This is a genomic window from Clavibacter lycopersici, assembly GCF_003576405.1.
Classification (GTDB): Bacteria; Actinomycetota; Actinomycetes; order Actinomycetales; family Microbacteriaceae; genus Clavibacter; species Clavibacter lycopersici.
This window is the reverse complement of sequence record NZ_QWGT01000011.1, coordinates 1-26,401: the sequence shown is the minus strand read 5'-3', so window position 1 is coordinate 26,401 and position 26,401 is coordinate 1. Positions and strand designations below refer to the sequence as shown.

25 protein-coding genes are annotated in these 26,401 nt (G+C 70.8%); 9 read left to right on the top strand and 16 right to left on the bottom strand.

The annotated features are described in order from the left end of the window. Both dhaL and dhaK read right to left on the bottom strand, forming a co-directional pair. A partial coding sequence (gene dhaL, locus DZG00_RS01835; RefSeq protein ID WP_119455333.1) for a dihydroxyacetone kinase subunit DhaL occupies positions 1–503 on the bottom strand: 503 nt, incomplete at its 3' end. A gap of 3 nt (positions 504–506) precedes the next feature. Then, a complete protein-coding gene (gene dhaK / locus DZG00_RS01830; protein ID WP_119381115.1) occupies positions 507–1,508 on the bottom strand; it encodes a dihydroxyacetone kinase subunit DhaK in 1,002 nt (333 codons plus the stop codon). Positions 1,509–1,734: 226 nt separating this feature from the next. On the opposite strand from dhaK, the gene DZG00_RS01825 reads away from it, so the two are divergent. Further along, positions 1,735–2,541, top strand: coding sequence for an MIP/aquaporin family protein (locus DZG00_RS01825; protein ID WP_199688881.1), 807 nt, complete (start codon positions 1,735–1,737; stop codon positions 2,539–2,541). A gap of 36 nt (positions 2,542–2,577) precedes the next feature. Beyond that, a complete protein-coding gene (glpK, locus tag DZG00_RS01820) occupies positions 2,578–4,095 on the top strand; it encodes a glycerol kinase GlpK (RefSeq protein WP_119381117.1) in 1,518 nt (505 codons plus the stop codon). An 87-nt stretch (positions 4,096–4,182) separates the two neighbouring features. Here glpK and DZG00_RS01815 read toward each other — a convergent pair whose 3' ends face one another. After that, on the bottom strand, positions 4,183–4,929 hold the full coding sequence (locus tag DZG00_RS01815) for an SOS response-associated peptidase (protein WP_119381118.1): 747 nt from the start codon (positions 4,927–4,929) through the stop codon (positions 4,183–4,185). Between the two features lie 45 nt (positions 4,930–4,974). Continuing rightward, positions 4,975–6,030 carry an anthranilate phosphoribosyltransferase gene (trpD, locus tag DZG00_RS01810; RefSeq protein ID WP_119381119.1) on the bottom strand — a complete coding sequence of 352 codons (1,056 nt, stop codon included), beginning with the start codon at positions 6,028–6,030 and terminating at the stop codon, positions 4,975–4,977. A gap of 79 nt (positions 6,031–6,109) precedes the next feature. Between trpD and ctaE the strand changes: the two genes are divergently transcribed. The 5 genes from ctaE (at position 6,110) to DZG00_RS01785 (ending at position 11,414) form a co-directional block, all read left to right on the top strand. Beyond that, a complete protein-coding gene (gene ctaE, locus DZG00_RS01805; RefSeq protein ID WP_119381120.1) occupies positions 6,110–6,748 on the top strand; it encodes an aa3-type cytochrome oxidase subunit III in 639 nt (212 codons plus the stop codon). A gap of 26 nt (positions 6,749–6,774) precedes the next feature. Continuing rightward, positions 6,775–7,575: a cytochrome bc1 complex diheme cytochrome c subunit gene (gene qcrC / locus DZG00_RS01800; protein ID WP_119381121.1), complete on the top strand. Its 801-nt coding sequence runs from the start codon at positions 6,775–6,777 to the stop codon at positions 7,573–7,575. A 45-nt stretch (positions 7,576–7,620) separates the two neighbouring features. Next, on the top strand, positions 7,621–8,730 hold the full coding sequence (gene qcrA, locus DZG00_RS01795; protein ID WP_119381122.1) for a cytochrome bc1 complex Rieske iron-sulfur subunit: 1,110 nt from the start codon (positions 7,621–7,623) through the stop codon (positions 8,728–8,730). Continuing rightward, a complete protein-coding gene (gene qcrB / locus DZG00_RS01790) occupies positions 8,714–10,345 on the top strand; it encodes a cytochrome bc1 complex cytochrome b subunit (RefSeq protein ID WP_119381132.1) in 1,632 nt (543 codons plus the stop codon). Before qcrA ends, qcrB begins: the two co-directional genes overlap by 17 nt. Before the next feature lie 112 nt (positions 10,346–10,457). Continuing rightward, positions 10,458–11,414 (top strand): methyltransferase domain-containing protein, encoded by a 957-nt coding sequence (locus DZG00_RS01785; RefSeq protein ID WP_119381123.1) that lies wholly within the window; start codon positions 10,458–10,460, stop codon positions 11,412–11,414. 176 nt (positions 11,415–11,590) lie between these two features. On the opposite strand, the gene DZG00_RS01780 is transcribed toward DZG00_RS01785, so the two are convergent. From DZG00_RS01780 to DZG00_RS01755, 6 genes are all read right to left on the bottom strand, one after another. Then, on the bottom strand, positions 11,591–12,028 hold the full coding sequence (locus DZG00_RS01780) for a GNAT family N-acetyltransferase (protein WP_119381124.1): 438 nt from the start codon (positions 12,026–12,028) through the stop codon (positions 11,591–11,593). 4 nt (positions 12,029–12,032) lie between these two features. Beyond that, positions 12,033–12,449 carry a cytochrome c oxidase subunit 4 gene (locus DZG00_RS01775; RefSeq protein ID WP_119381125.1) on the bottom strand — a complete coding sequence of 139 codons (417 nt, stop codon included), beginning with the start codon at positions 12,447–12,449 and terminating at the stop codon, positions 12,033–12,035. A gap of 1 nt (position 12,450) precedes the next feature. Then, on the bottom strand, positions 12,451–14,196 hold the full coding sequence (gene ctaD, locus DZG00_RS01770) for an aa3-type cytochrome oxidase subunit I (RefSeq protein ID WP_172403702.1): 1,746 nt from the start codon (positions 14,194–14,196) through the stop codon (positions 12,451–12,453). A gap of 12 nt (positions 14,197–14,208) precedes the next feature. Then, the gene (gene ctaC, locus DZG00_RS01765) at positions 14,209–15,120 is read right to left on the bottom strand and encodes an aa3-type cytochrome oxidase subunit II (RefSeq protein ID WP_119381126.1); all 912 of its coding nucleotides are present in this window, start codon (positions 15,118–15,120) and stop codon (positions 14,209–14,211) included. A 123-nt stretch (positions 15,121–15,243) separates the two neighbouring features. After that, positions 15,244–15,606: an iron-sulfur cluster insertion protein ErpA gene (gene erpA / locus DZG00_RS01760; RefSeq protein WP_012038530.1), complete on the bottom strand. Its 363-nt coding sequence runs from the start codon at positions 15,604–15,606 to the stop codon at positions 15,244–15,246. A gap of 113 nt (positions 15,607–15,719) precedes the next feature. Continuing rightward, on the bottom strand, positions 15,720–17,141 hold the full coding sequence (locus tag DZG00_RS01755; RefSeq protein ID WP_119381127.1) for a dipeptidase: 1,422 nt from the start codon (positions 17,139–17,141) through the stop codon (positions 15,720–15,722). A gap of 40 nt (positions 17,142–17,181) precedes the next feature. Here DZG00_RS01755 and DZG00_RS01750 point away from each other — a divergent pair, with 40 nt between their 5' ends. After that, positions 17,182–17,778: a DUF3043 domain-containing protein gene (locus tag DZG00_RS01750; RefSeq protein WP_119381128.1), complete on the top strand. Its 597-nt coding sequence runs from the start codon at positions 17,182–17,184 to the stop codon at positions 17,776–17,778. A gap of 36 nt (positions 17,779–17,814) precedes the next feature. On the opposite strand, the gene DZG00_RS01745 is transcribed toward DZG00_RS01750, so the two are convergent. The 3 genes from DZG00_RS01745 to hisD all read right to left on the bottom strand — a co-directional run bounded on the left by DZG00_RS01745 (position 17,815) and on the right by hisD (position 20,705). Beyond that, a complete protein-coding gene (locus DZG00_RS01745; protein WP_119381129.1) occupies positions 17,815–18,846 on the bottom strand; it encodes a quinone-dependent dihydroorotate dehydrogenase in 1,032 nt (343 codons plus the stop codon). Between the two features lie 63 nt (positions 18,847–18,909). Next, on the bottom strand, positions 18,910–19,383 hold the full coding sequence (gene nrdR, locus DZG00_RS01740; RefSeq protein WP_119381130.1) for a transcriptional regulator NrdR: 474 nt from the start codon (positions 19,381–19,383) through the stop codon (positions 18,910–18,912). A gap of 17 nt (positions 19,384–19,400) precedes the next feature. Beyond that, positions 19,401–20,705, bottom strand: a complete 1,305-nt coding sequence (hisD, locus tag DZG00_RS01735) for a histidinol dehydrogenase (RefSeq protein WP_199688882.1) — start codon at positions 20,703–20,705, stop codon at positions 19,401–19,403. Between the two features lie 61 nt (positions 20,706–20,766). Here hisD and DZG00_RS01730 point away from each other — a divergent pair, with 61 nt between their 5' ends. Next, positions 20,767–21,282, top strand: coding sequence for a flavin reductase family protein (locus DZG00_RS01730; RefSeq protein ID WP_119455332.1), 516 nt, complete (start codon positions 20,767–20,769; stop codon positions 21,280–21,282). A gap of 31 nt (positions 21,283–21,313) precedes the next feature. On the opposite strand, the gene dnaE is transcribed toward DZG00_RS01730, so the two are convergent. The 3 genes from dnaE to DZG00_RS01715 all read right to left on the bottom strand — a co-directional run. Further along, on the bottom strand, positions 21,314–24,775 hold the full coding sequence (gene dnaE, locus DZG00_RS01725) for a DNA polymerase III subunit alpha (protein WP_375342490.1): 3,462 nt from the start codon (positions 24,773–24,775) through the stop codon (positions 21,314–21,316). A gap of 128 nt (positions 24,776–24,903) precedes the next feature. After that, positions 24,904–25,821 (bottom strand): RluA family pseudouridine synthase, encoded by a 918-nt coding sequence (locus DZG00_RS01720; RefSeq protein ID WP_119382523.1) that lies wholly within the window; start codon positions 25,819–25,821, stop codon positions 24,904–24,906. A gap of 134 nt (positions 25,822–25,955) precedes the next feature. Beyond that, positions 25,956–26,401, bottom strand: a 446-nt coding sequence (locus tag DZG00_RS01715; protein ID WP_445986049.1) for a DivIVA domain-containing protein, incomplete at its 5' end; no start/stop codon positions are given.

Sequence of the window (26,401 nt, the reverse complement as noted above, 5' to 3'; positions counted from 1 at the left end):
TCCGCACCGCGCGCGGCCGCGTCGGCGGCGGCCTCGAGGGCGTCCGCCGGGCCCGATCCCTCGTCCGCGGCGGCACGCGCGGCCTCGGCGGCCGGACCCCATGCGTCCACCATCGTCTTGTCACCGCGCTCGGCCTTGCCGCGCAGCACGATGCCGCCCACCGCGGCCTCCAGGAGGTCGGCGACGGCGGCCGCGTCGAGGTCCGCGCGTCCGGAGACGGCCGCGGAGGCCTTGAGGTACGCCGTCCCGAGCAGTGGCCCGGATGCGCCGCCGACGGTGGAGATCAGCGTGGTGGCGACGGCCTTCAGCGCGTCCGCGGGAGCGGCGTCGGGCGCGAGCTGCGCGAGCCTCTCCGTGACCGCACCGAAGCCGCGGTCGAGGTTCTCGCCGTGGTCGCCGTCGCCGATCTCCCGGTCGAGCGTGATCAGCTCACCGCGCTGGTCGGCGATGACGCGCGCCGCCTCCGTGGTCCAGGCGACGACCCAGTCGGTCCCGAGTGCCATGAGCTACCTCCCCCACCGCAGCGCGGCGGTCTGCACGGGCGAGTCCCACAGGTCGACGAGCTCGTCGTCGAGCAGCAGCACCGTGAGGGACAGTCCCTCCATGTCGAGGGCCGTCACGTAGTCTCCCACGAGGCTCCGTGCGACGGTCAGGCCGGCCTCCTCGAGCACGGCGGCCGCCCGGCGGTACGCGATGTGGAGCTCGGACAGCGGCGTGGCGCCCATCCCGTTCACGAGCAGCAGCACGCGGCTGCCGGCGGGCGCTGCCAGGTCCTCGAGGACCGGGTCGAGGAGGCGGTCGACGATGGCGTCCACCGGCTCGAGGGGCAGCTTCACGCGGCCGGGCTCGCCGTGGATCCCGATGCCGATCTCCATCTCGTCGTCCGCGAGCGCGAAGCTCGGCTCGCCGGCGTGCGGGACGGTGCACGCGCGGATGGCGACGCCCATGCTCCGCACCTGCCCGATCACCCTCTCGGCGATCGCGGCGACGGCGTCGAGGTCGTCCCCGCGCTCGGCCGCGGCGCCGGCCATGCGCTCCACGAGCACGGTGCCCGCGACGCCCCGGCGGCCTGCCGTGTACAGCGAGTCGGTCACGGCGACGTCGTCGTCGACCACCACCGTCCGCACCCGGACGCCCTCCGCCTCGGCGAGCTCGGCCGCCGTCTCGAAGTTCAGGACGTCGCCCGTGTAGTTCTTGACGATGTGCAGCACGCCGGCCCCGCCGTCGACGGCAAGGGTGGCGGCGACGATCGGATCCGGCGTGGGGCTCGTGAACACCGGCCCGGGGACGGCGGCGTCGAGCATGGCGTGCCCCACGAATCCGGCGTGCAGCGGCTCGTGCCCGCTGCCGCCTCCGCTGACGAGCGCGACGCGACCCGGACGGGTGGGCTCGGCGCGTCGGACGAACAGCGGGTCCGCGCTCAGCGCGACGATGTCGTGGTGGGCGGCGGCGAAGCCCTGGACGGACTCCTCGGCCACCGCCCTCGGGTCGTTGATCAGCTTCTTCACGGCCGGCTCCTCGCGGGTCTCGGGCGGCCGGACCTCAGCCGCGCATCCGAGCCGGATCGAGATCGGGACTCGGTCGGCGGCGACTCGGGTGTGCGGCCAACATACGCCCGTGGGGACGCGATCCGACAGCGCCGGACCGGCCCGGCCCTCCGCGGTGAGCGCCGCCGCGCCCCGGTCGCGCCCAGCCGGACCGGAGGCGCGTCGGCACTACATTGGAGGCACCGCGATGACGCGGCAGAGGTCGCCCCCGCGCCTCGATGAACGATCGGAGCACCACGCAGTGGATCTTGGAGTCATATTCCTCTCGGAGACGGTGGGCACCGCCCTCCTCGTCCTCCTCGGATGCGGAGTCGTGGCGAACGTCGCGCTCGTCAAGTCGAAGGGGCTCGCCGGCGGCACCCTGATGGTGAACTTCGGCTGGGGCCTCGCGGTCTTCGCCGGTGTCACCGTCTCGTACGCGTCCGGCGCGCACCTGAACCCGGCCGTCACGCTCGGCCTCCTCGCCGCCGGCAAGATCGAGGACGTCTCGAGCGTCCCGGTCTACATCCTCGCCCAGATGGTCGGCGCGATCATCGGCGCGGTCTTCTGCTGGCTCGCCTACAAGCAGCACTTCGACGAGGAGCCCGACGCGGCCACCAAGCTCGGCGTGTTCTCGACGGGCCCGTCCATCCGCAACTACGGCTGGAACCTCGTGACCGAGATCATCGGCACGTTCGTGCTGGTCATCGTCATCCTGGGCTTCAGCCTCGCCAACAACCCGGACGCCGACGCGGCCACCCCCGCCGGCCTCTCGGCCCTCGGCGCCATCCCGGTCGCCCTCCTCGTGGTCGGCATCGGCGCCTCCCTCGGCGGGCCGACCGGATACGCCATCAACCCCGCCCGCGACCTCGGTCCGCGCATCGCGCACGCGATCCTGCCCATCAAGGGCAAGGGCGCGAGCGACTGGTCCTACGCCTGGGTGCCCGTCGTGGGCCCCGCGATCGGCGGCACCCTCGCCGGCCTCGCGTCGTACGCGCTGCTCCCCATCCTCTAGACGCACCCGAACCCCGAACCCGCAAGGAGAGACCACATGAGCGAGAAGTACATCGTCGCCATCGACCAGGGCACCACCAGCACCAGGGCCATCGTCTTCGACCACTCCGGATCCATCGTGTCCACCGGCCAGCTCGAGCACGAGCAGATCTTCCCCCGCGCCGGCTGGGTCGAGCACGACCCGATGGAGATCTGGCGCAACACCCGCGAGGTCATCGGCCAGGCGCTGTCCAAGGCCGACATCACGCGCCACGACGTCGAGGCCGTGGGCATCACGAACCAGCGCGAGACCGCCGTCGTGTGGGACCGCACCACCGGCAAGCCCGTCTACAACGCCATCGTCTGGCAGGACACCCGCACCCAGAAGATCGTCGACCGCCTCGCGGCCGACGGCGGTGTCGAGCGGTTCAAGCCCACCGTGGGGCTGCCGCTCGCCACCTACTTCTCGGGCACGAAGATCGTCTGGATCCTCGAGAACGTCGACGGCGCCCGCGAGAAGGCCGAGGCCGGCGACCTCATGTTCGGCACGACCGACACCTGGGTCCTCTGGAACCTCACGGGCGGCACCGACGGCGGCGTGCACGTGACCGACGTCACCAACGCCTCCCGCACGCTCTTCATGGACCTCGAGACGCTCCAGTGGGACGACGAGATCCTGAAGGCCTTCGACGTCCCGCGCTCGATGCTCCCGGAGATCAAGAGCTCCTCCGAGGTCTACGGCCAGGTCGAGTCCTCGAGCCTCCTGCGCGAGGTGCCGATCGCGGGCATCCTCGGCGACCAGCAGGCGGCCACGTTCGGCCAGGCGGCGTTCGACCAGGGCGAGTCGAAGAACACGTACGGCACCGGCAACTTCCTGATCTTCAACACCGGCACGGACATCATCCACTCGCAGAACGGCCTCCTCACTACGCTCGGCTACAAGCTGGGCGATGCGGAGCCGCACTACGCGCTCGAGGGATCCATCGCCGTCACGGGCTCGCTCGTTCAGTGGATGCGCGACAACCTCGGCCTCGTGTCGAGCGCCGCGGAGATCGAGACCCTCGCCGCCACGGTCGAGGACAACGGCGGTGTGTACTTCGTCCCCGCGTTCTCGGGCCTCTTCGCGCCGTACTGGCGCTCGGACGCCCGCGGCGCGCTCGTCGGGCTCACCCGCTACGTCAACAAGGGCCACATCGCTCGCGCAGCCCTCGAGGCCACGGCCTTCCAGACGCGCGAGGTGCTCGACGCGGTCAACGCCGACTCCGGCGTCGACCTCACCGAGCTCAAGGTCGACGGCGGCATGATCGCCAACAACCTGCTGATGCAGTTCCAGGCCGACATCCTCGGCGTCCCCGTCGTCCGCCCCGTCGTCGCGGAGACCACCGCGCTCGGCGCCGCGTACGCCGCGGGCCTCGCCGTCGGGTTCTGGAAGGACCTCGACGACCTCCGCCAGAACTGGCAGGAGGACAGCCGCTGGACGCCGGACATGGACGACGCCGAGCGCGAGCGCCAGCTGCGCCTCTGGAAGAAGGCCGTGACGAAGACGTTCGACTGGGTCGACGACGACGTGCAGTAGACCGCACTCGAACGATCCGCACGCCCCGTCGCCGAGAGGTGACGGGGCGTGCGGCGTCTCCGGCGCGGCTCCCGAGGCGCGCCCCGATCAGATCAGCGTCGGCTGCGCGTCGTCCCCGGGCGCTTCGTCGAGGGGTGCGATGAGGTCAGGCCCGTCGTTCCGCACGCTGTTGACGCGGGTCGAGACGAGCCGCGGCACGAGGCGGGGCTCCGGCAGGCCGCCGAGCAGGTGCCGCACATCGTCGACGGCCGTGGTGCCCGCGTCCAGCCAGTCGTCCACCCGGTCGCGCGGCACGATCACGGGGGTGCGGTCGTGGATGTGCCCGAGCGCGTCGCTCGCGGCGGACGTGATGATGGCGAGGCTCCGCAGCCACGCGCCCGGCTCGCCGTCGGGGACGGCCGGGTCGCGCCAGTGCTCGTACACGGCGGCGAACGCCAACGGGCGCTCGTCCTCGCCGTGCAGGTAGACGGGCTGCTTCCCCGACGCGGTCGCCTGCCACTCGTAGTAGCCGTCGGCCGGCACGATGGCGCGCCGCGTGAGCACCGCCCTCCGGAACGTCGGCTTCTCCGTCACGGTCTCGACGCGCGCGTTGATGAGGGGCGGACCCTGCGGCGACCTCGCCCACGGCGGGACGATCCCCCACCGCGCGTCGGTCAGGACGCGGCGCACCCCGCCATCCGCGTCGTCGCGCGGGCGGCGGTCGGCGACCATGCGCACCGTGGTCGTCGGCGCGACGTTCCAGGACGGTGCGGGGTCGTCGCCCTCGACGTCGTCGACCGACCAGTCCCCGACGAGGTCGCCCGTCGCCCGCGCCACCACGAATCTCCCGCACATGCGTCCATCATCCGCCGCGGCGGCGACATCGCCCGGTGATGGGGGTCAGGCGCGGGTCGCCGCCGCCCACTCCTCGAGCTTGGCGGCGGCCCGGCCGGAGTCCACGGCATCGGCGGCGACCCGGAGCTTCTCGCGCAGCCGGCGCGCCATGGGCTGCTGCACCCTGGTCGGGTCCTCCATCAGGTCGAAGGCCTCGAGCCCCGCCGCGGCGTTCAGCAGCACGACGTCGCGCTGCGGGCCCGGTTCGCCGGCGAGGACCCGCCGGATCACGGCCGCGTTCTGCTCGGGACCCTCGCCCAGCAGCGCCTCGATGGGAGCGCGCGGGATCCCGAGCTCGAGCGGGTCGAGGTCGTGCTCGGTGACCGCGCCCCTGCTGACCTCCCAGATGTGGCTGTGACCCGTGGTCGTGAGCTTGTCGATCCCGTCGTCGCCCCGGTACACGAGCGCGGTGGCGCCGCGGGTCCGGAAGACGCCCACCATGAGCGGCACGCGGGAGAGGTCGGCGACCCCCACGGCGGACGCCTCCGGGCGCGCCGGGTTGCAGAGCGGCCCGAGCACGTTGAACAGCGTCGAGATCCCGAGCTCGCGCCGCGTCTCCGCGGCGTGCCGGAAGCCCGGGTGGAAGGCGGCGGCGTGGGCGTAGGTGATGCCCGTCTCGCGGAGCACGGCGGCCACGCGCTCGGGCGTGATGGAGAGGTCGACGCCGAGCGACATCAGGACGTCGGACGCGCCCGAGGCGGAGCTCGCCCCGCGGTTGCCGTGCTTGATGACGGGCACGCCTGCGGCGGCGGCGATCACGGAGGCGACCGAGGAGATGTTGAGGACGGCGCCGTAAGGGTCGCCTCCCGTCCCCACGATGTCGAGGGCGCGGGGATCCGCGTCGAGGGGCACGGCCTCCTCGAGGACCGCGTCGCGGAAGCCGACGATCTCGTCGACCGTCTCGCCCGCGGCACGGAGGGCCACGAGCAGCCCGCCCAGCTGCGCGGGAGTCGCCTCCCCGCGCATCACCTGCCGCATCGCCCAGGTGGACTCCGACACCGACAGGTGCCGCCCCTCGATCAGCGTGGTGATGAGCGCGGGCCAGGTGGGGGCGGGGGGCATGGCGATCAGCCTAACGAGCGGCTGGATCGGATCTCACGGGCGCCCGGATGGGCATCGGGTGTCGTCGGCCTGGGTCATAATGGAACCTGTGACGACCACCTCAATCTCCCCAGTATCGACCGCGCCGGTGGTGAACCGGCCGAACACGGTCGCCGTCGGCACCATCGTGTGGCTCGGCAGCGAGGTGATGTTCTTCGCGGGTCTCTTCGCGATCTACTTCACCCTGCGCTCGACGTCCGGCGCCCTGTGGGAGTTCGAGGCGGGACGCCTCAACGTGCCCTTCTCGCTCGTGAACACGCTCATCCTCGTGTCGAGCTCGTTCACCTGCCAGTTCGGCGTGTTCGCGGCCGAGCGCCTGCAGGCGCGGTCCACGGGGTGGAAGCCCAGCCAGTGGGGCACGGTCGAGTGGTTCTTCCTCACCTACGCCCTCGGCGCCATCTTCGTCGTCGGCCAGATCTTCGAGTACGCCACCCTCGTCACCGAGGGCATCACGCTCGGCAGCAACGCCTACGGCTCGGCGTTCTACATGACCACGGGCTTCCACGGCCTCCACGTCACCGGCGGTCTCATCGCCTTCCTCCTCGTCATCGGGCGCATCTTCGCCGTCCGGTCGATGGGGCACAGGGAGGCGACGAGCGCCATCGTCGTGTCCTACTACTGGCACTTCGTCGACGTCGTGTGGATCGGGCTCTTCCTGGTCATCTACGTCCTCAAATAGCACCGAGCGGGAGCATCAACCACAGCATGAGCACCAAGACAGCACGCGCCCGTCGCACCGGCCGCCGCAGCCCCCTGACCACCATCGCCCTGCTCGCCATCGGCCTCCTGACCACGGGTGGCGCGTACGCGATGATCCAGTCGGGCACCGCGTCGGCCGAGGTCGACCTCAAGTCCGCGCAGACCATCGACGAGGGCCAGAAGCTCTTCGGCTCGAACTGCGCCACCTGCCACGGCATGGACGCCACCGGCACGGGAGTCGCCCCGAGCCTCATCGGCGTCGGCGCCGCGTCGGTCGACTTCCAGGTCGGCACCGGCCGCATGCCGCTGCAGGCCACCACGGTCCAGGCTCCCGAGAAGCCGACGCAGTTCACCGACGCGCAGGTCAAGCAGCTCGCGGCGTACGTCGCGTCTCTCGCCCCCGGCCCCGCCATCCCGGACGCCCAGTACCTCGACGGCGAGGGCGACGCGGCCAACGGCGCCGAGCTCTTCCGCATCAACTGCGCCATGTGCCACAACGTCGCCGCGGCCGGAGGCGCCCTCACGGAGGGCAAGTTCGCCCCGAGCCTCGAGGGCGTGGCCCCGGTGCACATCTACGAGGCCATGGTCACCGGCCCGCAGAACATGCCGGTCTTCAACGACACGAACATCTCCCCCGAGGACAAGCGCGACATCATCACGTCGCTCCAGTACATCGAGGAGAACAGCACGGTCGGCGGCGCCAACCTCGGCGGGCTCGGCCCGGTGTCCGAGGGGCTCTTCATGTGGATCTTCGGCCTCGGCGGCATCGTCGCCCTGACCGTGTGGCTCACGGCCCGGTCCAACTGACGCCCGCATCGATGACCCGCACCAGAACACAGGAGAGGCACGCACATGGCACACGACGATAAGGACGAGTCGGGCGTCGTCCCCGCGGGCTACGACGCCGGCGAGCTCGAGTCCGCTGGCCGTGACGTCGTGCTGCCCGGCGGCACCGCCGTCGCCACGCGCGACGCGTTCCAGAACCCGGGCTTCCCGGAGCACCGCCTCCGGGTCACCGACAAGGACCCGAAGAAGGCGAAGACGGCCGAGCGCGTGGTCTACACGTGGTTCTACCTGTCCATCGTGGGCAGCGTCTTCGCCATCGGCGCCTACTTCGGCTTCCCGATCTACGCGGACGACCCGGGCAGCGTGCGCCTGAACAACCTGTTCCTCGGCGTCGGCATCGCGCTCGCGCTCCTGAGCCTCGGCATCGGCGCCATCCACTGGTCCAAGGCGCTCATGAGCGACCACGAGCTGATCGACGAGCGGCACCCGCAGGGCGGATCGCCGGCCACGCAGGCACGTGCCGTGGAGATCTTCGCCCAGGCGAACGAGGAGTCCGGCTTCGGCCGCCGCTCCCTCATCCGCAACAGCCTCATCGGCGCGCTCGTCGCCTTCCCGCTGCCGGCCGTGGTCCTCTTCCGCGACCTGTACCCGGGCAGCGCCGAGGAGCCCGCCTCCGCCCTCAGCCACACGCTGTGGAAGAAGGGCGAGGTCCTCACCCGCGATCCCTCCGGCACGCCCATCAAGGCGTCCGACGTCACGATCGGTTCGGCGTTCCACGTCATCCCCGCGTCCCTCATGGAGCTCGAGGAGGGCAAGCTCGAGGAGAAGGCCAAGGCCGCGGTGCTGCTCATGCGCCTGCGTCCGGAGGACCTCATCGAGACGCCGGAGCGCAAGGGCTGGTCGTACGACGGGATCGTCGCCTACTCCAAGGTCTGCACGCACGTGGGTTGCCCGGTGGCGCTCTACGAGCAGCAGACCCACCACCTGCTCTGCCCCTGCCACCAGTCCCAGTTCGACGTGACCAACCACTGCGAGGTCATCTTCGGACCGGCCAAGCGGCCCCTGCCGCAGCTGCCCATCGCCGTCAACGACGAGGGCTACCTCATTGCACAGAGTGATTTCACCGAGCCCGTAGGGGCGAGTTTCTGGGAGCGTCGTGGTGACTACAACAGCTGATCCGACCACGACGGGTGCCGCTGCGCCCGCCGCCAAGAGCGGGGGCGGCCTCACCGCCGCCGCCGCCACCTACCTCGACGAGCGCACCAGCGTCAGCGTCGCCGTCAAGGAGTTCGGGCGGAAGATCTTCCCCGACCACTGGTCCTTCATGCTCGGCGAGGTGGCGCTCTACAGCTTCGTCGTCATCCTGCTGACGGGCTCGTGGCTCACGTTCTTCTTCGACCCGTCGATGGCGGAGACGCACTACGAGGGCTCGTACGCGCCCCTCAAGGGCGTCGAGATGTCGGTGGCCATGTCGTCATCGCTCGACATCTCGTTCGACATCCGCGGCGGCCTGCTCATGCGGCAGATCCACCACTGGGCGGCGCTGCTGTTCGTGGCGTCCATCGGCCTGCACATGCTGCGCATCTACTTCACGGGTGCGTTCCGCAAGCCGCGCGAGCTCAACTGGTTCATCGGCTTCGTCCTCTTCATCCTCGCGATGGCCGAGGGCTTCACGGGCTACTCGCTCCCCGACGACCTGCTCTCCGGCAACGGCCTCCGCATCATCGACGGCATGGTCAAGGGCATCCCGATCGTCGGCACGTGGATCTCGTTCCTCCTCTTCGGCGGCGAGTTCCCGGGCACCGCCATCATCCCGAGGCTCTACACGCTGCACATCCTGCTGCTGCCGGCGATCCTCGTGGCGTTCCTGGCGCTCCACCTCCTCTTCGTGGTCGTGCACAAGCACACCCAGTTCGCCGGCCCCGGTCGCACGAACGAGAACGTGGTCGGCGTCCCGGTGCTGCCGACGTTCGCCGCGAAGGCCGGCGGGTTCTTCTTCGTCGTCTTCGGCGTGATCGTCGTCATGGCATCGTTCTTCACGATCAACCCGATCTGGAACTACGGCCCGTACGATCCGTCGCCGGTGTCCGCCGGTACCCAGCCCGACTGGTACATCGGCTTCGCGGACGGCGCCCTGCGCCTCGTGCCGCCGGGACTCGAGTTCGTGCTGTTCGACCACACGTTCTCGTTCAACATCATCCTGCCGCTCGCGATCCTGGGCGGGTTCATCGCCCTCGTCGCGTTCTACCCCTTCATCGAGGCGTGGATCACGGGTGACAAGCGCGAGCACCACATCCTCGACCGCCCGCGCAACGCCCCCACGCGCACCGCCATCGGTGCCGCCGGCGTCACGTTCTACGCGGTCCTCTGGTCCGCCGCGAGCTCCGACCTCATCGCCACCCACTTCAAGGTGTCGATGGAGGGCGTCATCCACACGCTGCAGGCGCTGCTGATCCTCGGACCGGTCATCGCCTACCAGGTCGCGAAGCGCATCTGCCTGGCGCTCATGAAGAAGGACCGCGAGATCGCCCTCCACGGTGTCGAGTCGGGTCGCATCGTGAAGCTGCCCGGCGGTGAGTTCATCGAGGTGCACGAGCAGCTCGACGAGTACGAGCGCTGGCGCCTGGTGAGCTACGACGACTACAAGCCGCTCATGATCCGCCCGGACAGCCGTGGACGCATCACGGTCAACCAGCGGGCCCGCGCGGCTCTGTCGAAGTGGTTCTTCGAGGACCGCATCTCCCCGGTCACGACCAAGGACGTCGAGCGCAGCCACGGCGACCACCACTAGCACCACCCGCTCGCGCTGAGGCGTGGCACCCGAGAGCCGGTCCGGCATAGCTGGACCGGCTCTCGTGCGTCCGCCCGGGCGCATCGACGACGACAGATGCAGAGGAGCGGCGATGGAGCTCGACCGTCTCGCGCGCTGGCTGCGCTGCCCGAGCTGCGGTGAGGATCTGAACCCCTCTCCCCCGCTCTCCCTGCGCTGCCCGCGCGGCCACTCCTTCGACGCGAACAAGAGGGGCTACGTCTCGCTCCTGCCTCCCGGCACGCGTGTGACCGGCGACACCGCCGGCATGCTGGCCGCGCGGGCGGACTTCCTCTCGCTCGGCCACTACGCCCCCATCGTGGATGCGCTCTCGGCGGCGGTCCTCGGCGGGGCCGAGGGGCGGAGCGCAGCTGCGTCCGCTCACGACTTCGGTGGCCTGCGCATCGTCGACGCCGGCTGCGGCACCGGCTTCTACCTGCACCAGCTGCTCGATCGCGTGCCGGAGTCGCGCGGGTTGGCAGCTGACCTCTCCCCCGCCGCCGTCAGTGCCGCCGTGCGGGGTCGGGAGAATGTCGACGGGGTCGTCGCCGACACCTGGGCCGGCCTCCCCCTGCAAGACGGGTCAGCCGACCTGCTCCTGGACGTGTTCGCGCCCCGGAACATGCGCGAGTTCCATCGCGTGCTGGCGCCAGGGGGCCGAGTGGCCATCGTGGCCGCAGGGAGCGAGCACCTCGTCGAGCTGCGGGCGGACGGCCGTGCGGTCGGTGTGCAGGCCGACAAGAGGGAGCGCATCCTCGCGTCGGCCGACGCGCTCTTCGACCTGCAGTCGGAGAGCAGCGTGCACGCCGTCCTGAGCCTCTCGGAGCACGAGGTGGACCTGCTCCTGGGCATGGGCCCCTCCGCCCATCACAGGTCGGATGCGGCGGCGCATCAGTCGACCGGGTCGTCCCCTGCGGCAGGGGGAGCTGTGCGCCAGCCCTCCGCAGAGGCGAGGACGGGGACGCGTCACCCCGTGACCCTGGATGTCATGATCCACGTCCTACGTCGCCGCGACGCGCCGGCAGAGACCGACGTGCAAGAAGCGTCCTAGCTCTCCCGCGGCTTCCTCGCGACAGCCGCACGCACGAGCGCATCGGGACGTGCTACCCGCGCACGACGCGCCGGGCGCCGGAGCAGTCGTCGACGCACACCGTCCCCTGGAACACGGAAGCCCGGACCCACGAGGTGGGTCCGGGCTTCCGATGCGGTCAGGCGCGAATCAGGCGCTCAACGCAGCAGCTTCTTGTAGAACTCGGCGGTGCGCTCGTAGCCGAGGCGCTTGTAGAACTCGCCGGCTCGGCGGGTGCTCATGGTGATCTGACCGACGCCGCGGTCCCCGCAGAGCCGCTCCACAGCGCGCACGAGGGCCGAGCCCGTACCCCCGCTCCGGGCATCCGCGTCGACGACGAGCTCCTCGAGGTGGGCGCTGAGCCCGCCGGCGTAGAGCAGACGGCTCACGACGAGGTAGGCGTAGCCCACCACCGTCCCGTCGTGCTCGGCCACGAGCAGTACATCGCGTCCCACGTCCTTGTTCGCTCGGAGGATGTGGGAGAACGTGACGTCGAAGTCGTCCCGGGTCGCCGGGGCGTTGATCATGTCGAGCTGCTGGCAGAGGGCGAAGACGGCGTCGCCGTCCGAGGCCTGGGCGTGCCGGATGTCGACCATCGGATCAGCGGGCGAAGTAGCCGCGGTAGTACTCGTAGGTCCAGCCCACGAGCGCGATGAGCGCGAGCCCACCGCCGATGATCGCGATCCAGATGCCCACGGCGAGGCCGAGGAAGACGGACGCCGCACCGGCCGCGAGGATCACGGGCCACCAGCTCCAGGGGCTGAAGAAGCCGAGCTCCGGGTCGCCGTCGTCGACGTTGGCGTCGCTGCGGTCCTCGGGCAGCTCGCCGTTCTGCGCGGCGTAGAGACGCGCGACGAAGAAGCCGATGAACGCCGCCAGCGCACCGGAGAGGGCGATGGCCAGCGTGCCGACCCACTCGACCTCACCGGTGTCGATGACGTGCCAGATCGTGTACGCGGCCGCCGCCACGACGAAGAAGACCGCGAGGACGTAGAACAGGTTCCTATTGGCGCGCACGTCACTTCACCTTGTCGCTGGAGATGTCATAGGTCGCGGCATCGGGAGCGTCCTTGGCCGGACCGATTCCCACGGGGATGCCCGCCTCGGGGTGGTTGAGGTCGAAGGCCGGAGCCTCCGAACGGATCCGCGGGATGGACGTGAAGTTGTGCCGCGGCGGCGGGCAGGACGTCGCCCACTCGAGCGAGCGGCCGTAGCCCCACGGGTCGTTCACGGTCACGCGAGGCGCCGTGCGGGCGGTGATCCAGACGTTGAGGAAGAACGGGATCATCGACAGCGCGAGGATGCCGGCGCCGATGGTGGACAGCTGGTTCATCCACGTGAAGTCGTCCTCGGGCTGGTAAGTCGCGTAGCGACGCGGCATGCCCATGACGCCCAGCCAGTGCTGGATGAGGAACGTGGTGTGGAAGCCGACGAACAGCAGCCAGAAGTGGACCTTGCCGAGACGCTCGTTGAGCATCGTGCCCGTCCACTTGGGCCACCAGAAGTAGAAGCCGGAGAACATCGCGAAGACGACGGTGCCGAACACCACGTAGTGGAAGTGCGCCACCACGAAGTACGTGTCGGACACGTGGAAGTCGAGCGGGGGCGACGCCAGGATGACGCCGGTCAGGCCGCCGAACGTGAATGTGATCAGGAAGCCGATCGCCCAGAGCATGGGCGTCTCGAACGTGACCGAGCCGCGCCACATCGTGCCGATCCAGTTGAAGATCTTCACGCCCGTGGGGACCGCGATGAGCATGGTCATGAGCGAGAAGAACGGCAGCAGGACCGAGCCGGTGACGTACATGTGGTGCGCCCACACCGTGACCGAGAGTGCCGCGATGGAGATGGTCGCGTACACGAGCGTCTTGTACCCGAAGATCGGCTTGCGGCTGAAGACCGGGAAGACCTCGGACACGATGCCGAAGAACGGCAGCGCGATGATGTACACCTCGGGGTGACCGAAGAACCAGAACAGGTGCTGCCACAGGATGGCGCCGCCGTTGGCCGGGTCGTAGATGTGCGCGTCGAAGATGCGGTCGGCACCGAGGCCGAACAGCGCGGCCGCGAGGACCGGGAACGCCATCAGCACGAGGATCGACGTCACGAGGATGTTCCACGTGAAGATGGGCATGCGGAACATGGTCATGCCGGGGGCGCGCATCGTGATGATGGTCGTCACGAAGTTGACCGCGCCGAGGATGGTTCCGAACCCGCTGAGCGCCAGGCCCATCACCCAGAGATTCCCTCCCAACCCTGGCGAGAACGTGGTGCTCGACAGCGGGGCGTAGGCGAACCAGCCGAACGAGGCGGCACCCGCCGGGGTGAGGAAGCCGGCGACGGCGATGAGCGACCCGAAGTTGAAGAGCCAGTACGCGAAGGCGTTGAGCCGCGGGAACGCGACGTCGGGCGCGCCGATCTGGAGCGGCATGAGCACGTTGGCGAAGCCCGCGAAGAGGGGCGTCGCGAACATGAGCAGCATGATCGTGCCGTGCATGGTGAAGAGCTGGTTGTACTGCTCCTTCGTCTCCACGACGTGCAGACCGGGCTCGAAGAGCTGGGCGCGGATGACGAGGGCCATCACGCCGCCGAGGCAGAAGTAGAGGAACGAGGTGATCAGGTACAGGTACCCGATCGTCTTGTGGTCGGTGGAGGTGATCCAGTTGACCACGACGTTGCCACGACGCTCGGCCTTGCCGGAGCCGTCGAGGACCTTCGCCTGACCCGCGGGGATCGCGGTGGGACGGTTGAGGGTCGATGTCACGTTTCTGCTGCCCTACTCTTCGGACGACTCGGTGGTGGCCGGCACGTCGGTGCCGGGGAGGTTCTGCAGGCGGTCGTAGTCCGTGCCGAGGTCGCCCGCGAATCCGGCCGCCTTCTGGCTCTCGATGTACGCGTTGTACTCGTCGACGGAGACGACCTTGACCTGGAAGAGCATGAGGGAGTGGTACTCGCCGCAGAGCTCGGCGCACTTGCCCATGTACGTCCCCTCCTTCTCCGGGATGAACGTCATGTAGTTCGTCTTGCCGGAGATGAGGTCCTTCTTGTAGAGGAAGTCCACTACCCAGAAGGAGTGCAGCGTGTCACGGGTGTTGAGCTCGAGCTCGACCTTGGTGTTGACCGGCAGGTAGAGGGTGGGGAGCTTGTCCTTGTCGATGGAGCCCTGGGGGCCGTTCGGGTCGTCGACCGCCTGGACGCCCTGCTCATAGGCGCCGCCCTCGATGGGCTGCCCGGCCTCGGTCTCGCCACCGAGGTAGTTGAAGTCCCAGGCCCACTGCTTGCCGAAGACCTGGACCTTTACTTCGGGCTTGTCGAAGCGCGCCTCGATGGCGGCCTGGTCCTTGGCCGTGAAGGCGAAGAACCCCAGGACGAGGATGAGCGGCACGATCGTGTAGAAGATCTCGATCGGCATGTTGTAGCGCATCTGCACGGGGAGGCCGGTCTGGCCCTTGCGGCGGCGGTAGACGACCGCGGCCCAGATGGTGAGGCCCCAGGTGAGGACGCCCACCGCGAGGAGGACGATCCAGGCGGTGACCCACAGGCCGATGACCGAGTCGACGTGGTTGGTCGTGCCCGGCTCCGTCGGCAGGAAGCCCTGGAGCTGCTGCTGCGTGCACCCCGCGAGGAGTACCGAGATGCCCAGGGCGACGGGGATCGTCAGCCAACGTTGACGGCGAGTGAAGCGCACGTGCAGACCCTTCGAAGAACCGGATGTGACGGGTCCCACACTACGCGACAGGGAGCCGCCCGAAGGACGACTCCCTGTTCCCGGCCCGGTTTCCGGGCCCAGATCCGCTTACCGTTCCGTGTGTCAGTGGAACGAGTCACCGCACGCGCACGAGCCGCCCGCGTTCGGGTTGTCGATGGTGAAGCCCTGCTTCTGGATGGTGTCCTCGAAGTCGATGGTGGCGCCGTCGAGGTACGGGACGCTCATCTTGTCGACGATGACCTCGACGCCGTCGAAGTCGACCGTGGCGTCGCCGTCGAGCTCGCGCTCGTCGAAGTAGAGCTGGTAGATGAGGCCGGAGCAGCCGCCGGGCTGGACGGCGACGCGGAGGCGGAGGTCCTCGCGGCCCTCCTGCTGGAGCAGGCTCTTCACCTTGCTCGCCGCGGTGTCCGTGAGTCCGACGCGGTGGGCCGCCTGGGCGGTCTCGGTCAGCGTGGTGTCGGTCATGAGCACTCCTCGGGTGGTGGGATCTGCGGTCGGGCGACTCCGGTGGAGTCTACGTCGTGCAACCGCGGGAGTCACCCGGGTGTTCCCGTCCGCCGGACCCGGCCCCGGGGGTGTCAGGCGCGGCGGGCGATGCGCGACAGGAGGACGGCCTCGCTGAGGATCGCGCGCTGCAGCACGCCGAGGTGCTGCGACTCGTTCGGGCTGTGCGCGCGCGTGTCGGGGTCCTCGACGCCGGTGACCAGGATCTGGGCCGAGGGGAAGGCCTCGACGAGGTCCGCGATGAAGGGGATGGATCCGCCGATGCCGGCCTGCACGGGCGCGCGGCCCCAACCGGCGGTCATCGCGGCCGTGGCCTCGGCCATGGCCCACCCGGTCGTGTCGACGAGGAAGGGATCGCCCTGGTCGACGTCGGTGATCTCGACGTGGGCCCCGAAGGGACGGTGCGCCTGGATGTGCGCCTCGAGGGCGCGGTACGCCTCCGCCGCCGTCTGGCCGGGGGCGATCCGCGCGCTGATGCGGACCGACACCTCGGGGAGCAGGGTGTTGCTCGCGTTGGCGACCGAGGGAGCGTCGATCCCGGTCACCGTGATGGACGGCTGCGCCCACAGGCGGGTGAGGATCGGCCCGGTGCCCACCGCCGAGACGCCGGGCAGGAGCGCGGCCTCCTCGGCGAGGCGAGCGTCGTCGTAGGCCGGCGTCTCCATCTCGGCGGACGCGAGGCCCGTGACCGCGACGGACCCCTGCTCGTCCCAGAGCGAGTCGAGGAGGCGGACGGCGGCCATCATGGCGTCGGGGACGGCGCCGCCGAACATGCCCGAGTGAGACGCGTGGTCGAGCGTGCGCACCGAGAGGCGGAACGTGACGTTGCCGCGGAGGGCGATGGTGATGGACGGGGTGTCCACGTCCCAGTTGTCGCTGTCGGCGACCACGATGACGTCGGCGGCGAGGGCGTCGTGATGCGTCGCGAGGAAGTCGGAGAAGGAGCGGGATCCGGCCTCCTCCTCCCCCTCGATGAAGACCGCGAGGCCGAGGTCGAGGTCGTCGCCCTCCGCCTCGACGAGCGCGCGGATGGCCGCGACGTGCGTCATGATGCCGGCCTTGTCGTCGGACGCGCCGCGCCCGTGCAGGCGGTCGCCGCGGAGCGTCGGCTCGAAGGGCGGGGTCTCCCAGTGCTCGTCGGCTCCGGGGGGCTGCACGTCGTGGTGGGCGTAGAGGAGGACCGTGGGCTTGCCGTTCCGAGGGGCGCGCGTCGCGAGGACGGCCGGCTGCCCGTCGTCCCCCGAGGGCGTCGTGGCGCGGTGGACGGCCACGTCGTCGAACACCCCGAGCCCGGCGAGGAGCCCCGCGACGGCGTCGGCGCTGGCGACGACGTGCGTCGGGTCGAATGCCGGCCAGGAGACGGAGGGGATGCGGACGAGGGCGGAGAGGTCGGCGATCGTGGTGGGCAGCCCTCCCGCGACGGCGGCGGCGAGCCGGTCGACGGCCTCCTGGTCCGGTGCGGTCTCGGCGTCTGCGGAGGTGTCGGGAGGCGTCATGCAGGTAATCTTAGATTCACTCCAGGCAAGGACGAGAGACGTGGCGAAGCAGCACACCCCCGCAGAGACCCCCGCCGAGACGAACGCTCCGGCGCCCGTCGACGGCCGTACGGCCGACGGGAAGAAGGGTCCCACCCCGACCCGTCGGGAGCGCGAGGCCGCGAACCTCCGTCCGCTCGTGCCCCAGGATCGCAAGCTCGCGGCGCAGCAGGCCAAGGAGAAGGCGCGCGAGGCGCGCGCCCGGGCGAACGCCGGCATGGCCGCGGGCGACGAGCGCTACCTGCCCGTCCGCGACAAGGGCCCGCAGAAGCGGTACGCCCGCGACGTGGTCGATGCGCGCTGGAGCGTCGGCGAGCTGCTGCTGCCCGTGATGGGCGTGGTCGTGGTCCTCACCTTCGTGCTGCCGAACCTGTCGGCCATCCCGCTGCTGTCCATCTACGTGTTCGTCATCGCGGCGATCATCGACGCCTACTTCACGGGCCGCCGTGTCCGCGCCGCCATCGCCGCACGCGTCGGCGCCGACCGCGTCGAGCGCGGGATCCGCTGGTACACGGGCATGCGCACGATCCAGATGCGCCCCATGCGCCTGCCCAAGCCGCAGGTCAAGCGGCGCGAGAAGGTCACCTTCAGCAGCTGACGTGCCGCCTGATCGACGTCGGCGGCCGCGATGCGGTCAGCCGCGTCGGATGCGCGCGAGACCGGCGTTGATCGACCGGGCCCACAGCGGACCGCGGTAGAGGAACGCCGTGTAGCCCTGCACGAGGGTGGCGCCGGCCTCGAGCCGCGCCTGGACGTCCTCGGCGGTGTCCACGCCGCCGACCGAGATGACGCACGCGTCCTCCGGCAGCGCCCGGCGCAGGATCCCGAGGACCTCGAGCGACCGCGCGGCCAGCGGCGCCCCCGAGAGGCCGCCCGCGCCTGCCGCGTCGACGATGCCCGCGTCGGTGCGGAGCCCGGCACGCGAGAGCGTGGTGTTCGTCGCGATGACGCCGGCCAGTCCCAGCTCGGTCGCGAGCCCGGCGATCCGCTCGACCTCCGCGTCCTGCAGGTCGGGCGCGATCTTGACCAGGACGGGCACGCCGTCCGCCGCGTCGCGGATGCTCGTGAGCAGCGGCCGGAGCAGCTCGATCTCCTGCAGGCCGCGGAGCCCGGGGGTGTTCGGCGAGCTGACGTTGACCGCGAGGTAGTCGGCCACGGGCGCGACCAGGCGGGTGGACCGCACGTAGTCGTCCACGGCGTCCTGGACGGCGACGGCGCGGGTCTTGCCGATGTTGACGCCGATGACGGGCCGGTCCCGCCGGGCCCGCAGGCGACGGAGCCGGTCGGCGAGGGCGGCCGCTCCCCCGTTGTTGAATCCCATCCGGTTGATCACGGCGCGGTCCTCGATGAGGCGGAACAGGCGCGGACGGGGGTTGCCGGGCTGCGCCTCGGCCGTGACCGTGCCGACCTCGACGTGGCCGAATCCGAGCTGTCCGAGGCCGAGCACCGCCTGGGCGTCCTTGTCGAAGCCCGCGGCGACGCCGAACGGGGACGGGAAGCGCAAGCCCAGGGCGTCGACGGCGAGCGACGGATCCGGTGCGGTCAGCCGCCGGGCGATCCAGCCGAATCCGGAGGACGGGAGGAGGGAGATGGCCGTGGACGCGAGGTGGTGGGCGTCCTCCGGGTCCATGCGCGACAGGACCGTGCGGAAGAGGAGGGGATACATCGGCACCAGGCTAGCGCCTGCGCGAGCGCCGGCCGGTCGCCCGCGCGAGCGTCGTGGGAGGGGTCAGAGCCCGTCGGCGTCGGGCATCGCCGCGTGGGCGACGCGCAGCTGCGCGATCGCCGACTCGAAGTCGTCGAGCGAGTCGAAGCCCTGGTAGACGCTGGCGAAGCGGAGGTACGCGACCTCGTCGAGCTCGCGGAGCGGCGGCAGGATCGACAGGCCGATGTCGTTGGCCTCGATCTGCGACGCGCCCGTGGCTCGGATCGCCTCCTCCACGCGCTGGGCGAGGACCGCGAGGTCGGTGTCGGTGACGGGACGCCCCTGGCACGCCTTGCGGACGCCGGTGACGATCTTCTCCCGGCTGAATGGCTCGACCACGCCGTTGCGCTTGATGACGCTCAGGCTCGCGGTCTCGGTGGTGCTGAAGCGGCGGCCGCACTCGGGGCACTGCCGGCGCCGGCGGATCGACAGGCCGTCGTCGCTCGTGCGGGAGTCGACGACGCGGGAGTCGGGGTGGCGGCAGAAGGGGCAGAACATCGTGTGGCCAGGATACGTCAGCGCGTGAGGCGCGCCGTCACCGCGTCGCCGTGCGCGGGCAGGTCCTCGGCCCTGCTGAGCGCGACGATCATCGGCTCGGCGTCCCGGAGCGCGGCGGCGTCGTAGCGGACCACCTGCTGCGGGCGGAGGAACGTGTACGCGCCGAGGCCCGAGCCGAAGCGGGCCTGGCCGCCCGTGGGGAGCACGTGGTTGGACCCGGCCAGGTAGTCGCCGAGGCTCACGGGCGAGTGCGGGCCGAGGAAGATCGCGCCGGCGCTGTGCAGGTGCGCGAGGAGCGCATCCGGGTCAGCGGTCTGCACCGAGAGGTGCTCGGGGCCGTAGGCGTCGCTGTAGCGGGCCGCCGTCTCGAGGTCGTCGACCACGAGGATGGCGGATTGGGGCCCGGTGAGCGCCTGGCCGACGCGAGCCGAGTGCGCCGTGGCGGCGGCCAGCGCCTCGGCCTCGGCGTCGACCGCGCGCGCGAGCTCCGGCGAGTCGGTGACGAGGACGGACGCGGCCATCTCGTCGTGCTCCGCCTGGCTGACGAGGTCGGCGGCCACGAGGCGGGCGTCGGCCTGCGCGTCGGCGATGACGAGGATCTCGGTCGTGCCCGCCTCCGAGTCGATGCCGGTGACGCCGCGGACGACGCGCTTGGCGGCGGCGACGTAGATGTTGCCGGGCCCGGTGACGACGTCGACGGGCTCGAGGCCGAGGTCCGGGACGCCGTGCGCGAAGGCGCCGATGGCTCCCGCGCCGCCCATGGCGTAGACCTCGTCGACGCCCAGGAGGCCGGCGGCGCCGAGGATGACGGGGTGCACGGATCCGCCGTGCGCGGCCTGCGCGGGCGACGCGAGCGCGATGCTCCGGACGCCGGCGACCTGCGCCGCGACGACGTTCATCACGACGCTCGACGGGTAGACGGCCTTGCCGCCGGGGACGTAGAGGCCGACGCGGCGGACGGGCTGCCAGCGCTGGACGATGGAGCCGCCGGGGACGACCGTGGTGGTGGTCTCGGGCGGGACCTGCGCGGCGGAGCCCAGGCGGACGCGGCGGATGGCCTCCTCGAGGGCGGCTCGGACGGCCGGGTCGAGGCCGTCGACGGCCGCGGCGATCGCCTCGGCTGGCACGCGCAGCGACTCCGGGCGCACCCGGTCGAGCCGCTCCGCCTGGTCGAGCAGGGCGGCGCTCCCCCGGGTGCGCACGTCCTCCACCAGCTCGCGCGCGACGTCCAGCGCGACGGCCACGTCGGTGACCGGACGCGGGAGGAGGTCGAGCAGGTCGGCGGTGCTGGGCGTGGTGCCGCGGAGGTCCTGGATGCGCATCATGACTCCGGAAGTCTACCGAGCGGGCGGCAGGCGGATCCGGCGGCTAGCGTCACCAGGCATGGACGCGCACCCCGCCACCACGCTCGCCGAGGCCGCAGGTCAGGCCGCCTTCCGCGCCGCGTTCCGGCGCCACGCCGCGGGAGTCGCGGTCGTCACGACACGCGACGCCCATGGCTCCCCCGTCGGGTTCACGGCGACCTCGCTCGCCTCCGTGTCGGCGGATCCGCCGCTCGCCAGCTTCAGCCTCGCGCGCACCGCGTCGAGCGCCGCCGCCCTCGCGGCGGCCGAGCACGTCGCGATCCACGTGCTCGGCGCGCGCGACCGGCACCTCGCCGAGAGGCTCAGCGGTCCCGCGTCCGAGCGCTTCGCGGGCGACCACTGGTCCCCCGGCCCGCACGGCCTGCCCGTGCTCGCGGGCGGGACGGCGCTCCTCGTCGCCCGCATCGTCGAGCGGGTGCACGTGCACGACGCGATCGTGGTCGTCGTGCGGATCGAGGACGGCGGGCCCGGCGTGGACGACGAGCCGCTCGTCTACCACGCGCGCCGGTACCTCCGGCCGGGCGCCGAGGCCTGAGCCCCGGCGGCCGGGGAACCGGGCCCGCGGATCAGCCCAGGCAGTTCGGGCCGAGCAGCGACTTGAGCTCGCCGTAGAGGTCCGCGCTCACCGTGACCGGGTACGGGATCTCGAAGACCCGCCCGCTGTCGCCCTTCACGAGCTGCAGCCGCACCTCGGTGTCGCCCGAGTGCCGGATCAGCACGTCGTTGAGGCCCATGACGGTCTCGGTGGTCGCCCGGTTCTCGGCGAGGCTGATGAGCAGCGGACCCGAGCCGAGGCTCTGCCCGAGATCGGGCTGGAACATCGAGAACGCGTGGATGTTCATGCCGTCGTCGCGCGTGGACACGCGCCCCCGGATCACCACGACGGTGTCGCTCTGCAGGGCCGGCGCGAACTCCTGGTACGCCTTGCCCATGAACATGCAGGTGATCTCGCCGCCGAAGTCCTCGAGCTGGACCATGCCGTACTGGTTGCCCGAGTTCCGCGCCGTGCGGTGCTGCACGCTCGTGAGGAGCCCCGCCAGAGTGACCGTCTCCCCGTCCATCGACGCGTCGGTCGCCAGGAGGTCGGCGATGCCCGTGGAGGCGAGCTTCGCCAGCGGGATCTCGAGCCCGGCGAGCGGGTGGTCGGACACGTAGAGGCCGAGCATCTCCCGCTCGAACGCGAGCTTGTCGCGCTTCGCCCACTCCGGCCGCTCGGGCACCTTGCGCGCGTGCTGCGGCTCGTCCCAGAGGCTGTCGAAGTCGAATCCGACCTGCCCGTTCATGGCCGCGCGCTTGTCGCTGACCGACGCGTCGATCATGCCCTCGTGCACCTCGAGCAGCGCCCGCCGGGTGTCGCCCAGCGAGTCGAACGCACCCGCCTTGATGAGCGACTCGACCGTGCGCTTGTTCGCGACCGGCAGCGGCACCTTCTTGAGGAAGTCGTCGAACGACTCGAACGCTCCCTGCTCGGTCCGCGCGCCGCGGAGCGCCTCGACCACGTTCGCGCCCACGTTCCGCACCGCGCCCAGCCCGAACCGGATGTCGGCGCCGGCCGCCGCGAAGAACCCGATCGACTCGTTGACGTCCGGCGGGAGCACCTTGATCCCCATGCGGCGGCACTCGTTGAGGTACAGCGCCATCTTGTCCTTGGAGTCGCCGACGCTCGTGAGGAGCGCGGCCATGTACTCGGCGGGGTAGTGCGCCTTGAGGTACGCCGTCCAGTAGGAGACGACGCCGTACGCCGCGGAGTGCGCCTTGTTGAACGCGTAGTCGGAGAACGGCAGCAGGATGTCCCAGAGCGCCTTCACCGCGGCCATCGAGTAGCCGTTGTCCTTCATGCCCTGCGAGAAGCCCTCGAACTGCTTGTCCAGCTCCGACTTCTTCTTCTTGCCCATCGCGCGCCGGAGCAGGTCGGCCTGCGCGAGGGTGAAGCCCGCGAGCTTCTGCGCCACCGACATCACCTGCTCCTGGTACACGATGAGGCCGTGCGTGGTGCCGAGCACCTCACGCAGCGGCTCCTCGAGCTCCGGGTGGATCGGGGTGATCTCCTGCAGGCCGTTCTTCCGCAGCGCGTAGTTCGTGTGCGAGTTCGCACCCATGGGGCCCGGCCGGTAGAGCGCGATGACGGCGGAGATGTCCTCGAAGTTGTCGGGCTTCATCATGCGCAGGAGCGAGCGCATGGGTCCGCCGTCGAGCTGGAAGACGCCGAGGGTGTCGCCGCGGGCGAGCAGGTCGTACGCGCCCTGGTCGTCGAGGCCCAGGTCCTCGAGCACGAGCTTCTCGCCGCGGTTCGACTCGATGTTGTTCAGCGCGTCGTCGATGATCGTGAGGTTGCGCAGCCCCAGGAAGTCCATCTTGATGAGGCCGAGCGACTCGCACGCGGGGTAGTCGAACTGCGTGACGATCTGGCCGTCCTGCTCCCGCTTCATGATCGGGATGATGTCGATGAGCGGCTCGCTCGACATGATGACGCCGGCCGCGTGCACGCCCCACTGCCGCTTGAGGTTCTCGATGCCCTGCGCGGTCTCGAAGACCTTCTGCGCCTCGGGGTCCATCGCGAGCACCTCGCGGAAGTCGCCGGCCTCGCGGTAGCGCGGGTGCTCGGTGTCGAGGATGCCCGACAGCGGGATGTCCTTGCCCATGATCGCGGGCGGCATGGCCTTGGTGAGCTTGTCGCCCATGGAGAACGGGTAGCCGAGCACGCGGCTGGAGTCCTTGAGCGCCTGCTTGGCCTTGATGGTGCCGTACGTGACGATCTGCGCGACGCGCTCGTCGCCGTACTTCTCCGTCACGTACCGGATGACCTCGCCGCGGCGACGGTCGTCGAAGTCGACGTCGAAGTCGGGCATGGAGACGCGGTCGGGGTTGAGGAACCGCTCGAACAGCAGGCCGTGCTCCAGCGGGTCGAGGTCGGTGATGCCCATGGCGTAGGCGACCATCGACCCGGCGCCGGATCCGCGGCCGGGGCCCACGCGGATCCCGTTCTCCTTCGACCAGTTGATGAAGTCCGCGACGACGAGGAAGTACCCCGGGAAGCCCATCTGCGCGATGACCCCGACCTCGTAGTCGGCGCGCTTGCGCACGTCGTCCGAGAAGCCGCGCGGGTAGCGCCGGACGAGGCCGCGCTCGACCTCCTTGACGAACCAGGTCTGCTCGCTCTCGCCCTCGGGGACCGGGTAGCGCGGCATGTAGTTCGCCGACTCGTTGAACTGCACGTCGCACCGCTCGGCGATGAGGAGCGTGTTGTCGCACGCCTCCTCGTGGTCGCGGAAGATGTGGCGCATCTGCTGCGCGGTCTTGAGGTAGAACTCGTCGGCGTCGAACTTGAAGCGGTTGGGGTCGTCGAGCGTCGTGCCGGACTGCACGCAGAGGAGCGCCGCGTGGCTCGTCGCGTCGTGCTCGTGCGTGTAGTGGAGGTCGTTCGTGGCGACGAGCGGGAGGCCGAGGTCCTTTGCGAGGCGGTGGAGGTCGGTCATGATGCGACGCTCGATGCCGAGACCGTGGTCCATGATCTCGCAGAAGTAGTTGTCGGCCCCGAAGATGTCGCGGAAGTCCGCCGCGGCCTTGACCGCCTCGTCGTACTGGCCGAGGCGGAGGCGCGTCTGCACCTCGCCCGACGGGCAGCCGGTCGTCGCGATGAGGCCCTTCGCGTAGGTGCTGAGGAGCTCGCGGTCCATGCGGGGCTTGAAGTAGTAGCCCTCGAGCGACGCGCGGGACGACAGCCGGAAGAGGTTGTGCATGCCCTCGGTGGTCTCGGCGAGCATCGTGAGGTGCGTGTAGGCGCCGGATCCGGAGACGTCGTCCTGCCCGCCGTTGCCCCACCGGATCCGGGTGCGGTCGCCACGGTGCGTGCCCGGCGTGAGGTAGGCCTCGGTGCCGATGATGGGCTTCACGCCCGCGGCCTTCGCCTGCTTCCAGAAGTCGAACGCGCCGAACACGTTGCCGTGGTCGGTGATGGCGACGGCCGGCATCCTCTGCTCGGCCGCGGCCTGCACGAGGGGGCCGACGCGGGCCGCCCCGTCGAGCATCGAGTACTCGCTGTGGACGTGGAGGTGGACGAACGAGTCGTTGCGGGGCACGGGTCTCTATCTGCTCATCGATCTGCGGTGGAGCCATCATAGGCAGGCTCCCGGAGGCGCCCCGGGCGTGTCGCGCGTCAGTCCCGCAGCACGTCGAGCGCGTGCTGCAGGTCGGCCGGGTAGGTGCTCCAGAACGACGCGCGGTCGCCCGTTGCGGGGTGCGTGATCTCCAGCCGCATCGCGTGCAGCCACTGCCGGTGCAGGCCGAGCTGGGCCGAGATGGTGGGGTCGGCGCCGTACATCGCGTCGCCCACGCAGGGGTGCCGCTGCGCGGCCATGTGCACGCGGATCTGGTGGGTGCGGCCGGTCTCCAGGTGCACCTCGAGCAGCGCCGCGCGCCGGAACGCCTCGAGCGTCTCGTAGTGCGTGACCGACGGCTTGCCGTCCGCCGTGACCGCGAACTTCCAGTCGCTGCGGGGATGACGGCCGATGGGAGCGTCGATGGTGCCCGCGAGCGGATCCGGATGCCCCTGCACGACCGCGTGGTAGACCTTCTCGACCTCGCGGTCGTGGAACTGGCGCTTGAGCTCCGTGTAGGCGCGCTCGGTCTTGGCCACCACCATCAGGCCGCTCGTGCCGGCGTCGAGCCGGTGGACGATGCCCTTCCGCTCCTCCGCGCCCGAGGTGCTGAGGCGGAAGCCGGCGGCGGCCAGCGCGCCGAGGACCGTGGGCCCGGTCCAGCCGACGCTCGGGTGGGCCGCGACGCCCACGGGCTTGTCGATCACGACGATGTCGTCGTCGTCGTGCACGATGCCGAGGTCGGGGACGGCGAGCGGCACGACGGACGGCTCCTGCCGGGGCTGCCAGTCGACGGCGAGCATGGATCCGCCGACGAGGCGGTCGGACTTGCCGGCCTCCCGGCCGTCCTGGGTCACGCCGCCGGCCTCCGCGACCTCGGCGGCGAAGCTGCGCGAGAAGCCGAGGAGCCGGGCGAGGCCCGCGTCGACGCGCTGCCCGTCGAGCCCGTCGGGGACGGGAATGGTGCGGTGCTCCATCGGTGACCTCTTCCGGTGCGGTGCTGGGCCGTGCGGCGGCGGTGCGGGCCCGCGAACGACGACGGCGACGCGGGACCCCGTGGCTCGCTGAGCCTGGGTCCCACGCCGCCGTCGGGCGCGCGGAGGGTGCGGTGCTAGTTGCCGAAGGAGGCGGTGGCGGGCGCCTCGGTGGATCCGGCGGAGTCCAGCTCGCGGAGCTGGCCCTCGATGTAGCCCTTGAGCTTCGTGCGGTACTCGCGCTCGAAGGTGCGGAGCTCGTCGATGCGGCCCTCGAGGACCTGGCGCTCCTTCTCGAGCGTCGCGGTCTTCGAGCGCTGCTCGGCCTCGGCCTCGGCGGCGATGCGCGCGGCGGTGGCGTGCGCCTCGGCGACGAGCGCGTCGCGCTTCTCGATGCCCTCGCGGACGTGCTCCTCGTGGAGCTTGCGGGCGAGCTTCAGCAGGCTGCTCGTGCTGGAGGTCTCGTCGTCCTCGTCGACGGCGGGGGCGGGGGCGGCGGGCGCCTGGGCGACGACGGGGGCCGGCACGGGCTCGGGCTCCGGGGTGGGCTCGGGCTCGGCGACGACCGGGGCCTGCTCGACCG